The sequence below is a fragment of the Saccharibacillus qingshengii genome (assembly GCF_013185195.1).
Classification (GTDB): Bacteria; Bacillota; Bacilli; order Paenibacillales; family Paenibacillaceae; genus Saccharibacillus; species Saccharibacillus qingshengii.
Genome location: NZ_JAAZWC010000005.1, coordinates 201,438 through 213,756, shown reverse-complemented (window position 1 = coordinate 213,756; position 12,319 = coordinate 201,438). Strand labels below are relative to the sequence as shown.

The window sequence follows — 12,319 nt, the reverse complement described above, 5'->3', positions numbered from 1 at the left end:
TCTGTGGACCGTCGTTCATTTTAAGCGGGTTTTCGGTATCTGCCGAACCCATACTGCGGGAGGAACTGACAGCATGCGTGATCCAAGAGTACAGAAATTGGCGAAGACGCTGGCGGGTTATTCCGTCAATGTCCAGCCGGGCGAGAACATCCTCGTCGAAATGATCGGCCCCGAACGCGATCTGCTTCAGGCGGTCGTGGAAGAAATCAGCGCTTTGGGCGGGAATCCTTTTGTGCAGTTGACGGACAAAAGAGTGCAGCGCACCCTGCTGATGAACGCGACCGAAGAGATGATCCGGACATGGGCGGAAGTCGACTTGAACCAGATGAAGCAGATGCAGGGCTATATCGGCATCCGTTCGGGCGAGAACGTCAATGAACTTGCCGACGTTCCGGAAGAGAAGATGAAGATGTACAATGCGCTCTACAACCATCCGGTGCACAGCGAGCAGCGCGTCAAGCGTACGAAGTGGGTCGTGCTCCGTTATCCGAGTTCGAGCATGGCGCAGCTGGCCAATATGAGCACGCAGGCGTTCGAAGATTTCTACTTCGACGTATGCAATCTCGATTACGCCAAGATGGACCGTGCGCAGGATTCCCTGCAGAAGCTCATGAACGACACTTCCCGGGTGCGGATCGTCGGACCGGGCACCGATCTGTCGTTCTCGATCGAGAACATTCCGGCTATCAAGTGTTCGGGCACCGCCAATATTCCGGACGGCGAAGTGTACACGGCGCCGGTGCGCGATTCCGTTAACGGAACAATCGCCTACAATGCAGCCAGTGTCTACAACGGCATTACGTTCGAGAATGTTACCTTCCGGTTCGAGCAGGGCCGGATTGTCGAAGCGACGGCCAACGACACGGACAAGCTGAACAAGGTTCTGGATTCGGACGAAGGCGCACGGCATATCGGCGAATTCGCAATCGGGTTCAACCCGTACATTCTGACCCCAATGAAAGACACGCTGTTCGACGAAAAAATCGCCGGCAGCCTACATTTCACTCCGGGACAAGCTTACGAGGTCGCCGACAACGGCAACCGTTCTTCCATTCACTGGGATCTGGTGCTGATCCAGCGTCCGGAATATGGCGGCGGCGAAATTTATTTCGACGACCGTTTGATCCGCAAAGACGGGATCTTCGTTGTGCCGGAACTGGAATGCCTTAATCCTGAAAATTTAAATTAAGTTTCAAAAACGCGGAAAACGGTTGATAAGAAAGCGGATACAAGTTATCATGGAACATGTGAGTACCGGTTATTCATTCAGATTTAGACGGAGGGATACTAATGGCTAAAAACAACGCAGCGGTTGTCGAAATCGCACAAACCGCATCCCGCTTCTCTTCTTCGATCGTCCTGCAGGCGGAGAACAAGTACATTGACGTCAAGAGCATCCTGGGTTTGTTTACGACACTCGTAAGCAACCAGCAGTATGAGCTTCATGTCATCGGCCCGGACGCCGAAGAAGCCAAAGCCGGAATGATCGAAGTTTTCGAGAAGCACGGTCTCAACGTCGTAATCGCACCGGAATAAGCGACGGAATTTGTCAGGCCAAGCACCGCCCTTTTCCAAAGGGACGGTGCTTTTGCTCGTGGACGTTTACATTTTGTTAGCTGGTTCTTGTATTACCTTTTAAATTCGTCTAATATTAGAGTAGAAACGCCGGCCACACTTTCGGGCATAGGGGGGAGAAAATATGACTTCATCTGATGTGCAGGAACAGTTTCAAATCAAGGCAGCCAATCTTCTTCAAGAAGATGCAGATAAAATCGAGAAATTGATTGAAGTACAGATGGAGAATCTGGCGACCCGCTACTGTCCTCTCTATGAGGAAGTGCTGGATACGCAAATGTACGGTTTCTCCAGACAAGTCGATTTTGCGATCCGGGCAGGTCTCGTAGGCGAGTCGGAAGGCAAACAGATTGTGAGCAAGCTTGAGCGCAATTTGGCGGTTCTCTACGAAGCCTTGAACAACAAAGAGTAACGGTACGTCCGTTTCTTCCGGGCTTCGACATAACAAAAGCGCGTACGGAGTTTTCGCTCCGAACGCGCTTTTTTTTGCCGTTTCGCCTTTTTTTAATGGACCATGAAGAAAGAGACGCCCAAAATGATGTATACCGCAAGAAGCAGCAGCCCTTCGTACCAGTTCGTTTCGCCGTCCTGGATGATGGATTTGGCCACGAATACCGATACGGCGATCGCTACGATCTCGATCGTGGAGAAGACGATATTCATGGTGCCGCTCAGACCGCCCATGAAGAAACTGATAAAGATCAGGACCGGAGCGACGAACAGGGAGATCTGCAGGCTGCTTCCGACCGCAATCTCGACAGAAGCGCCGATTTTGTTTTTCATAGCCAGCATGATGGCCGCACTGTGCTCGGCCGCGTTGCCGACGATCGCGACGACGAATGCACCGACAAACAGCTCGCTGAGTCCGAATTGGGTCGTGAACGTCTCAAGCGTACCGACCAGCCATTCGCTGACAAACGCGACCATGACGGTTGCGATGACCAGGTAGGCGATCGAACGCTTTTTGGACCAGGCCGGCGCATGTTCGTCAGAAGCATGCGTATCGGATGCAGGCACGCCTTGATCGGCGCTGCCGGCCGGAAGGCCGCTGCCGGTCAAAGCCGCGGCAGCTGCAGGCGATTCCGAAGGATCGGACAGATAGTTCTTGTGGGTGATCATCGAGAACACCAGCCAGAACAGGTAAGCCACGATCAGAATGCCGGCTACGATCAGGCTCAGCGTGTTGATCTGCTGTCCTTCGATCGAATGGGTGTTCAAGAAGACGGCGGGTACGAACAAGGCGATGACCGCCACGATCATCAGCGAGCCGTTCATGCCGGCCAGGGGCACGTTGAAGCGCTGCACTTTGAATTTCAGGCCGCCGGCGAATAAGCTCAAACCGAGAACCAGCAGCAGGTTGCCTATGATCGAGCCGGTCAAACTGGCTTTGACCATATCGAACAGCCCTTCTTTGACAAGCAGGATCGCGATGATCAGCTCGGCCGCGTTGCCGAAAGTGGCGTTCAGGAAACCGCCCAGACGCTGTCCGGCATAATGCGCGACGCTCTCCGTGGCTCGCCCGAGGAATCCGGCAACAAAGATGACCGAAAGGGCCGACAGCGCGAATTCAAGCGTCGAATTCCAATGCAGCAGATGTCCCGCCGCGCTCAGCGCGAAAGTAACAATCAGCAGAATGGGGGAAAGCATTTTTTTCATAATCTCAGACCTCCGTAACCGATTCGGTTTTTCTCGTTATGTAAACATGAAGATAACAAGTCCATTCCAAATATACGCCATTTCCCTACCTGATGAAACAATTTGCAGAGTTCAGAGCGAAAAATGTCAAAATCGGCATTTGCACTGCAAGGGGGTTAGCCTTTAAACTAGAACTATGAAGTAAGGAGGGATGGTCATGTCCGAACAAATGCAGTTGGACAATGGAAATGTACGAATCGCCAACGATGTCGTAGCCAAAATTGCGGGAATGTCCGCGCTCGAGACACCGGGGATCGCTGCGATGTCCGGCGGTTTGTCGGAAGGCTGGGCCAAGCGTCTGAGCGGGAAAAACGTGCAAAAAGGCGTGACCGTCGAAGTCGGCCAGCTGGAGACGGCGATCGACCTGCGCATTATTGTCCTGTACGAGACGCCGATTCATGAAGTCTGCCGCATGCTGCAGCAAAATGTTCGCGAAGCGGTGGAGAATATGACCGGTCTGAAAGTGATCGAAGTCAATGTCAAAGTCGAAGGCGTTGCTTTCAAGGATGACATTTCGATCGAAGAGCCGTCGCGTATCCGCTAAACTCGCGATACGGCGTACCTGTCAGTCGGATGCGCCGCACGCAAAAAGGTTCCCCCGGAATGATCCGGGAGAACCTTTTTTTTGCTGCCGTTCGGAAGTATCGTCTCCGTATGTTAGCGGGAACGGTACAGGGCCGGGCGGCGTTCGGACGCGCTTATCGTCTCGGTCGTCTGTTCTTTGACGGCCGGCGCGGCTTTCTTGGAATCGCGGGAGATGCTGAGCAGAATTCCCATACTGAACAGCGTAATCAGCAGAGAGGTGCCGCCGTGGCTGATAAACGGAAGCGTGACGCCGGTCAGCGGAATCGTGTTAGTGACGCCGCCGATATTGATGAACGCCTGGATCCCGATCAGCCCGACAATGCCGACACCCGTCAATGTACCGAAAATATCCGTGCAGCGCAGCGAGACCAGCAGGCCTCTCCACAGGAAATACAAGTACAGCAGCAGGAATACGGCCGTTCCGATAAAGCCGAATTCTTCGCCGATGATCGCAAAGATAAAGTCGTTATGCGGATTGGATAGGTAGGAGAGCTTTTGAATACTTTGTCCGTACCCTGCGCCGGTCACACCGCCTTCGCCGATCGCGATCAGCGAGTTGAGCAGATTCTGCGTTGAACCCTGCGGATCCGCAAACGGATCCAGATAAGCCTGAATTCGGCCGACCTGATAGTTGGAAGTAGCCTGCGCTTCGTCCGCGGTCTTTTGGGTCAGCAGTTCTTTGCCGCCGAGGAACAAGGCAAGAATCAGACCCAGAATCATAACCGATCCCAAAATATGCTTGATACTGGCTCCGCCCGCATAGATGACGAGGAAGCAGGCCGATACCAGAATCACGCAGGAACCGAGATCGGGCTGAAGCATGACCAAGCCGGCAATTACCGAGACGATCACGATAATCGGCATGAAGCCCGAACGCAGATCGCGGAAACGCTCGCCTTTTTTGGAGATCAGCGCGGCCAGATACAGAATGGTACTGATCTTCGCCAATTCCGTCGGTTGGACCGAGATCGGCCCCAATTCGATCCAGCTGTGCGCTCCGTTAACGGCGGGCATGAACAAAACGAGGATCAGCAGGGCGAATGTCAACAGGAACATGGGAACAAACAGCTTCTTGAAACGTTTGTAGGGAATATTCATCGTAACCAGCATGACCACGATACCTATTAAAGCATACTGGAATTGGGACAGCGTAAAGAATAAAGGATTGTAACTGAATTTTTTGCTCAACAGCGTAAAGCTTGAGCTTGCGCTGAATACCATCAGCAGGCCGAAGCCCGTCAGAATCAGCGTCAAAATCAGCAGTTGGAAATCGGGCGGCGCTTTGGGCGGCCTGGTTTTTGTTTTGGAGCCCGCTTTGCCCGTCTGATTTGTTCGGTCTGTCCGTATAGTGCTCATGTAAGTTCAATCCTTCGGCGGACGCTGCGGAAGCGCCGTTTATGGGTGTAAATGACCGGAATATCCGATAAGACGACTTCTGGCTTGTACAAAGACGCTAAAACTTCATCTTTCATCATAGTCGCTTTGAAAGATGGGTGCAAGACCTGTCACAACGGTGGGCGGCGCTTTTGTTTTTTGCTACAATGACGGAAAGGCGCTGCAAGCAGGCGTTTGCCCGGATTTACAGACAGATGCGAAGCCAAACCGAAAGGACCTGAAACGATGAACGAAACAGTGGAACGCGGATTTGCGGAGATGGTGGAATGGCGCAGATATCTGCATCGCAATCCGGAATTGTCCTATGGAGAAAAAGAAACGGCCGCTTTTGTAGCGGATAAATTGGAAAGCTTCGGAATCGAAGTCCGTCGGAATATCGGCGGCCACGGGTTGATCGGAACGGTGCGGGGCTCTCTGCCGGGCCGGACAATTGCGCTTCGCGCCGATATGGATGCCCTGCCGATCTGGGAAGAAAGCCGTGCGGAGTATGTCTCGCAGCGCGACGGGATCATGCATGCCTGCGGCCACGACGGACACACGGCCGCTCTGCTCGCGGTTGCCCGGTATTTTGCCGAACACAGACCGACTCTGCGCGGAGAAGTGCGGCTGCTGTTCCAGGCCTCCGAAGAAGTGTGCCCGGGCGGTGCCCGGCCGCTGATCGAACATGGAGCGCTCGAAGGCGTCGATGCGGTATACGGGGTACACTTGTGGACGCCGCTTCCTATCGGTACGGTTGCTTCGACCGCCGGACCGATGATGGCTTCGACGGACGAATTTTTTATCGATATTACGGGGCGCGGCGGACACGGCGGGATGCCGCACGAAACGGTGGACAGTATCGTCGCCGCTTCGGCGCTCGTCATGCAGCTCCAAACGGTAGTCAGCCGGTCGGTGGATCCGCTGCGCCCAGCGGTGCTCAGTATCGGAACGATTAATGGAGGGTTCGCGCAGAACGTCGTAGCCGAGAAGACCCGCATTACGGGGACGGTCCGGACTTTCGACGAAGGAACGCGCGCCCTGATCCGCAGACGGATCGAAGAGATGAGCCGGCAGATTGCCGAAGCTTACGGCGCGTCGGCCGAGGTCGACTATCTTGTCGGCTATCCGGCTCTCGTCAACCATGCTTCCGAAGCGGAGCGGTTTTTCCGGGTCGCCCCGGCGGCGCTGCCCGGTTTTGCGGTCGAAAAAGCGGTCCCGCTGATGCCTGCCGAAGATTTCGCGTATTACCTTGAGGAACGTCCAGGCTGCTTCATGCTCGTGGGAGCGGGTAATTCCAAAAAAGGGTTCGTCTACCCGCATCATCATCCGAAGTTCGATTTTGATGAGTCGGCTATGAAAGCTTCGGCAGCGCTGCTGATCGCCATGGCGGAATCCGCCCTTGAAAACGGGGTATGAACCGGGGTTTTACGCGAACCTGACACGGGGGCTTTCTATCTCCTCCTCTATCTGTTAAAGGCTTACATCCTGAACAGGGTTATGCTATGATAACGGTACCTGCCCATCCCGGGTGGGATGGGTAGAGTTTCAAGACAGAAGCGGGATGACACAATGAGCGTATCGGAGATTGAAACAGTCGACATGGCCCAGGTGCTGATGAGCGCCTACGAATTGGGAGATATGATCAACGGTTCTGTCGAAGTTGCGGATTACTTATATTGGCGCGAACGGATGCAGGAGCATCCGGAAGTGCGGCGTTTGATCGGCAAACTGGACGCCAAAAAAGAGCTGTTTGAAGAAACGCAGCGCTTCGGACATTTTCATCCGAATTATCATGCGGCAAGGGAAGAAGTCGAACTTGTCGAGCGGGAAATGGAACAGATCGAAGCGGTATCGCGTTTCAGGTCGGCGGAGAAAGCTCTCGACGATCTGCTCTTTGAAATGTCGGAGACGATCGCCTATTCGGTTTCTTCGAGTATCAAGGTGCCGGGGAACGATCCCCTGCCGAAATCAGGCTGCGGAAGCGGCGGCTCATGCGGCTGCGGCTAAGATGCCCGCGGGTTACTACAGAAAGAAGGTGCGAGCATCATGGTTCCTGAACGTATAGGTTATATTGTATGGGTCAACGACCTGAAAGCGGCGCGGAATTTGGAAAAATACGGTACGCTTCATTACGTATCGCGCCGCATGCATTATGCCGTCGTCTACCTCAATGCCGATCGGGCGGAAGAGACGGCCAAGCATATGCGCAGGCTCTCTTATGTTCGTAAGATCGAAAGATCGCATCGAACGGATCTCAAAACGGATTACGGCAGCAAGTTTCCGGAAGAAGCTCCGCTGGAGCTTCCGGATTCCGAAGCCTTGTCGAGCTGATATCAGCCGACGCCTATGGAAGAAGCGGCCCGAACCGGGCCGCTTCTTCTGTACCTTTTTGACGGAAAATCAGCTTTTCTTGAATGGGTTGTATAAATTAGAGGCATGATGTAATATACTGGGTACATATACATAGACATAAAGACCTATGCACAAGCTGCAGCATGATCTACAGCCGGCATCTCGCGGAGAAGAGATATGCGCAGAAGTTCGACTCCGCCGCGGAGCGAACGTGTTCGAGGGTGCCTATGTGTCAAAAACAGACCAAGTCGAGTCTCTGGAGAGTGATAAACGGTGCGGGATAAGGCGACGGAACGATGGAGCACTTACGAACCTTTTTTTATCGCTCTCGGCGACAAAAAGGTGGCAGACATCGTCATTACGAATCATGCCAAAAGCCGCTACGATGATCGGATCGAAAGCGGAGAGAAAAGCGCGGAGGAGATAGCCGCCTGGTTGTGGGAATGTCTGCAGACCAAGCGGATCGTTTCGTATTACCGCAAAGAAGAAGATGTGTATCTGATCGATGACGATATCGTCGTGGTAGCGGAATTCGGTGAATTGGCCGGGCCTTATCCGGTCGAAGGCGGCCCGCTGCACAAGATGATCATTGTCACGTTTCTGGGGAAAATGTCGGAAACCATCGAGCTGCGCGATTTGAAATCGTATTATTCGTGGCTTCGGCATTCCCGGAGAATGACTTTGATGAAGAACGGACGCAAAAGAAAGTAACACAGAGATACCGGAATCGGCAGTCGACCGAAGCCGAACAACCGAATACGAAAGACTGGCGTGGAAATTTTATTTTCACGCTTTTTTTGCGAGGAGGATAACGATGGCGCTTAACTTTCACCAGCTTCATATTTTTCATACCGTGGCGGAAAAAGGCAGTTTTTCCGCGGCGGCTGCGGCCATGCATATGACCCAGCCTGCGGTCACGATGCAGATGCAGACGCTTGAAGAATATTTCGGCACGAAACTGCTGAACCGTTCGACCAAAAAAATCGAGCTGACGGAGTCCGGCCGGATCCTGCTGCCTTTCGCGAGGCGCAGTATCGAGCTGATGCGCGAAACGGAAACGGAGATGGCCCGCTTCACGCACAAACTCGAAGGCAGGCTGCAGTTGGGGGCAAGCAATACGATTGGCGAATATGTGCTGCCTCCGCTGCTTGTTCCGTTCGGCCGTCAGCATCCGGATATCGCGATTTCGCTGAAGGTCATGAACACTACGCAGATTCTAGATGAAATTGCCCGGCATACGCTGAACTTCGGTCTTGTCGAAGCGCCTGTCGTACATCCCGACATCATCAGCGAGTCGGTGATGCACGACGAACTTCGCCTGATCGTACCGGCCGGTCATCCGCTTGCGTCAAGGACGACGGTAACGCTTGCCGAAGCTTCGGCGTATCCTTTTGTTCTGCGCGAAGAAGGATCGGGCACCCGGCAGGTGATGGAAGACGAATGGCGGGCCAAAGGCATCGACCCGCGCAGTTTGCGGACGGTGATGGAACTGGGCAGTACGGGAGCCGTTAAATCCGCGGTGGAAGCGGGTCTGGGGATCACCATGCTGTCTCCTTCCTCGGTCAAGCATGAGCTTGCACTCGGCCTGCTGCATGCGGTTTCGGTTGAAGATGCGTCTTTCAAGCGCCGCTTCTATTCGGTTCGATTGAAGTCGACGCTGCTGCCTATAGCCGCCGTGGCTTTTTTGGATTTTCTGCGGAAGCACCAGTTTGGAGAAGCGGCCGTGAAAGGAGAGCGTACCCATGACGAACCCTGACAAGAACGCAAGATTGTACGATCTGCATATGCACAGCACCTCTTCGGACGGAATGAGTACGCCGACCGAACTCGTGAGACTGGCCGCGGAGCGCGGACTTGTAGGTCTGGCTCTGACGGATCACGATACGACGGCGGGGATCACCGAGGCGGCGGAAGCGGCGTTGATCGCGGGACTGGATTTTATTCCGGGTGTGGAGATCAGCACGCGGGCCGGCGGCAAGGATATTCATATGCTGGGCTACTATTTCGATCCGAAGGACCCGAAGTTCGAAGAACGCCTGGCTGAACTCCGCGGCGTGCGCGATCGGCGCAATGACTTGATCCTGGAACGGCTGCGGGAGCTCGGCGCCGAGATTACGCTTGAGGAAGTTCGGGAACGCGGCGGCCGTCCGCTGAAGCCGGGCGAGAGTGTGGGCCGTCCGCATATGGCGGATGTGCTGGTTCGAAAAGGATATGCCGTCGATCTGCGCGACGCGTTCGACAAGTACCTGGCCGAAGGCGCGGCCGCTTACGTCTCGCCGCCGCGCATCACGCCTTCGGATGCGGCGCAGTGGATTCGGGAAGCGGGAGGCGTGCCGGTATTGGCCCATCCGGGTCTTTACGGCGATGACGGGCTGGTCCGCGAGGTGCTGCAGGAAGCGAAGCCTGCGGGAATCGAGGTTCGGCATCCCGATCACGACCCGGCAGCCGAGGAGCGCTATCGGAAGCTGGCTCGGGAATACGGTCTGCGGATCACGGCGGGATCGGATTATCACGGCGTCCGTCAAGGGAAAGTCTTCCACGGAGAGCTCGGCGCCTATACGGTGGGGGAAGAGTCGGTTCTCGCTCTTCGCTCCGCGCGGCTTGCTCCGGAAAGCTGAAGCCGGCGGGCTTGTCAGCGTCTTCGGACGGGACCATATCCGGCGGGTTTGACCGCCCGCCTGCGCAGATTCATCTATAGCCAATAGGGAACAAATGAAAAAAGGCCGGATTCCGCGATGCGGAATCCGGCCTTTTTTGAAAGTATGCGGAAGGTGAGGTTCAAGCCGCCGGGTCAAGTCCGTTTCAGGCGTTTTTAACCGTGCTTGGCAGAGCTTTGACCAGATCTTCGTCGGGTGTGACAAACAGCGTTTTCTGGTGATCGTAAATAACGAAACCGGGCTTGGAACCGCTTGGTTTGCGTACGTGGCGGATCTGGGTCGTATCGACCGGCACGCTGCTGGAATGCTTGGCCTGGCTGAAGAAAGCAGCAAGCTGTGCGGCTTCGTTCAACGTGGTTTCGCCGTACTCCGCGCTGCGGATCAGAACGTGCGAACCCGGAATATCTTTGGTGTGCAGCCAGGTGTCGCTGGAATGCGCCAGACGGTTCGTGATGAACTCGTTTTGCAGATTGTTTTTGCCGACGTAAATCTCGATGCCTTCCGAGGACGTGTACAGATGCAGCGTCGGCTTGTCGTTTTTCTTTTTCTTTTTGGCGCCGCGCGGAACGCGGCTGCGCACATAACCCTGCTCCGCAAGTTCCGCCCGGATCTCGTCGACATCGCGCAGCGAAGCGTCGTTCAGCTGCTGCAGCAGATTGTCCATATAGGCGATTTCTTCGTGCGTTTTTTTGATCTGTTCGTCGATGACGGCCAGACTGTTTTTGTATTTGTTGTACTTTTTGAAATAGCGCTGGGCGTTGTCGGACGGGTTGATCAGCGGATCGAGCGTAATCTTGATCTCGCGCTGCTCATCGTCGTAGAAATTGATGACTTCAATCTCTTTCATGCCTTTTTTCAGCAGATGCAGCGACGCGAAGAGCAGCTCGCCTTTGATCCGGTACTGCTCGGCGTCCTGTGCTTCTTCCAGATCCTTGTCCAGATGATCGAGCTTTTTGACATTTTTGCCGCGTTCGTTCTGCAGGAATTTGATCAGGTCGCCGACTTTTTGTTTGACCGTGTCGCGGTCGGCTTTGTCTCCGTAATAATGTTCCATGCAGAGGCTGATCGAATCGAACGTGCGGCGTTCTTCTTCGATCAGGGTGAGCGGAACGGCGGAGAAGACCAGTTTGCCGCGCGCGTTGAGTCCGGTGCACGGAGCGAAGCGTCCTTCGCGCACGCCGGTCATCAGTTCGTCGAACGCCTGCCAGATTGCGGACACGTCGGGTTCGACTGCCGAACTGTCCGCATCCACGGACACGCTCGCCCGGTTCATTACTTCCTGGGCAATCAGCGGACTGAGGCCGGTATAGGTCTCGACGAGCCGGTTCACGGGCGCATCCACGATATTCCCGTTCCATTTTTGCTTGAACGTTTCTTCGGCGGTCTCCAGCGGATTGAGCTTGTTCTGCTGCGGAGGTTCCTGATACTGGATGCCCGGCATCACAATCCGATAGCTGCTGATCGCCGGGGTGACATGGTGAATGCCGTCCAGAATGGTCTCCGTCGCGGCATCAAGCAGAATGATATTGCTGTGACGGCCCATCAGCTCGACGACAAGCTTTTTGAGCGATACGTCACCCACTTCGTCCCGCTGGCGGATCCAGAAGTGGAGAATACGTTCCATGCCGACCTGTTCGATTTTTTCGATCAAACCGCCTTCGCAGTGTTTGCGCAGCAGCATGCAGAACATCGGCGCCTCGGGCGGATTCATGTACGATTGTTCGGTGAATTGAATCCGCGGATAAGTCAGGCTGGCGGACAGCAGCAGTTTCTTGTTGCCTTCGCGGGAACGAATCTGGAAAATGATATCGCTGCCCGAAGGTTGATGTACTTTGCTGATCCGGGCTCCTTGAAGCGAAGCCAGCTCGGCAGCGATTGCGCGTGTAACGATTCCATCCAATGCCATCTATAACGACCTTCTTTCTGTAACATCCAATTGTAGAAGCGGTGCGCCGCGCGGAAAAATACAAAGTTTCACGCATAAAATCAATAGCAATCGCGCGGGGGTTCGCGTATCTTAGTTAATGTAGCTTTCGCAAATGGGCGCGGCAAGATCTATATTGAGCGAAGCCGGCACTTTC

The 12,319-nt window shown here is 54.5% G+C and carries 13 protein-coding genes; 10 read left to right on the top strand and 3 right to left on the bottom strand.

What is annotated here, in order from left to right; all coding sequences use genetic code 11:
- The first annotated feature begins 73 nt into the window (after positions 1 to 73).
- The 3 genes from HRQ60_RS06815 to HRQ60_RS06805 all read left to right on the top strand — a co-directional run bounded on the left by HRQ60_RS06815 (position 74) and on the right by HRQ60_RS06805 (position 1,987).
- Positions 74 to 1,189 carry an aminopeptidase gene (locus tag HRQ60_RS06815; protein WP_172194885.1) on the top strand — a complete coding sequence of 372 codons (1,116 nt, stop codon included), beginning with the start codon at positions 74 to 76 and terminating at the stop codon, positions 1,187 to 1,189.
- Between the two features lie 101 nt (positions 1,190 to 1,290).
- Positions 1,291 to 1,536 carry an HPr family phosphocarrier protein gene (locus HRQ60_RS06810; protein WP_172194884.1) on the top strand — a complete coding sequence of 82 codons (246 nt, stop codon included), beginning with the start codon at positions 1,291 to 1,293 and terminating at the stop codon, positions 1,534 to 1,536.
- A 163-nt stretch (positions 1,537 to 1,699) separates the two neighbouring features.
- Positions 1,700 to 1,987: an Fpa/YlaN family protein gene (locus HRQ60_RS06805; RefSeq protein WP_037289645.1), complete on the top strand. Its 288-nt coding sequence runs from the start codon at positions 1,700 to 1,702 to the stop codon at positions 1,985 to 1,987.
- Between the two features lie 92 nt (positions 1,988 to 2,079).
- Here HRQ60_RS06805 and cax read toward each other — a convergent pair whose 3' ends face one another.
- A complete protein-coding gene (cax, locus tag HRQ60_RS06800; RefSeq protein WP_172194883.1) occupies positions 2,080 to 3,231 on the bottom strand; it encodes a calcium/proton exchanger in 1,152 nt (383 codons plus the stop codon).
- Between the two features lie 196 nt (positions 3,232 to 3,427).
- On the opposite strand from cax, the gene HRQ60_RS06795 reads away from it, so the two are divergent.
- Positions 3,428 to 3,814: an Asp23/Gls24 family envelope stress response protein gene (locus HRQ60_RS06795; RefSeq protein WP_172194882.1), complete on the top strand. Its 387-nt coding sequence runs from the start codon at positions 3,428 to 3,430 to the stop codon at positions 3,812 to 3,814.
- A gap of 113 nt (positions 3,815 to 3,927) precedes the next feature.
- Here HRQ60_RS06795 and ftsW read toward each other — a convergent pair whose 3' ends face one another.
- Complete coding sequence (ftsW, locus tag HRQ60_RS06790) at positions 3,928 to 5,211, bottom strand: putative lipid II flippase FtsW (RefSeq protein ID WP_172194881.1); 1,284 nt, start codon at positions 5,209 to 5,211, stop codon at positions 3,928 to 3,930.
- A 264-nt stretch (positions 5,212 to 5,475) separates the two neighbouring features.
- Between ftsW and HRQ60_RS06785 the strand changes: the two genes are divergently transcribed.
- The 6 genes from HRQ60_RS06785 to HRQ60_RS06760 all read left to right on the top strand — a co-directional run bounded on the left by HRQ60_RS06785 (position 5,476) and on the right by HRQ60_RS06760 (position 10,199).
- Positions 5,476 to 6,645 carry a M20 family metallopeptidase gene (locus HRQ60_RS06785; RefSeq protein ID WP_172194880.1) on the top strand — a complete coding sequence of 390 codons (1,170 nt, stop codon included), beginning with the start codon at positions 5,476 to 5,478 and terminating at the stop codon, positions 6,643 to 6,645.
- Positions 6,646 to 6,798: 153 nt separating this feature from the next.
- Positions 6,799 to 7,236, top strand: a complete 438-nt coding sequence (locus tag HRQ60_RS06780; RefSeq protein ID WP_172194879.1) for a YlbF/YmcA family competence regulator — start codon at positions 6,799 to 6,801, stop codon at positions 7,234 to 7,236.
- A 39-nt stretch (positions 7,237 to 7,275) separates the two neighbouring features.
- Positions 7,276 to 7,560, top strand: coding sequence for a YlbG family protein (locus HRQ60_RS06775; protein ID WP_172194878.1), 285 nt, complete (start codon positions 7,276 to 7,278; stop codon positions 7,558 to 7,560).
- A 294-nt stretch (positions 7,561 to 7,854) separates the two neighbouring features.
- Positions 7,855 to 8,292, top strand: a complete 438-nt coding sequence (locus tag HRQ60_RS06770; RefSeq protein WP_172194877.1) for a hypothetical protein — start codon at positions 7,855 to 7,857, stop codon at positions 8,290 to 8,292.
- Between the two features lie 103 nt (positions 8,293 to 8,395).
- Entirely contained in the window at positions 8,396 to 9,337 is a 942-nt protein-coding gene (locus tag HRQ60_RS06765; protein WP_172194876.1) for a selenium metabolism-associated LysR family transcriptional regulator, read from the top strand.
- Complete coding sequence (locus tag HRQ60_RS06760) at positions 9,324 to 10,199, top strand: PHP domain-containing protein (RefSeq protein WP_172194875.1); 876 nt, start codon at positions 9,324 to 9,326, stop codon at positions 10,197 to 10,199. Before HRQ60_RS06765 ends, HRQ60_RS06760 begins: the two co-directional genes overlap by 14 nt.
- A 184-nt stretch (positions 10,200 to 10,383) precedes the next feature.
- Here HRQ60_RS06760 and HRQ60_RS06755 read toward each other — a convergent pair whose 3' ends face one another.
- A complete protein-coding gene (locus HRQ60_RS06755) occupies positions 10,384 to 12,144 on the bottom strand; it encodes an Rqc2 family fibronectin-binding protein (RefSeq protein WP_172194874.1) in 1,761 nt (586 codons plus the stop codon).
- Between the last annotated feature and the right edge of the window lie 175 nt (positions 12,145 to 12,319).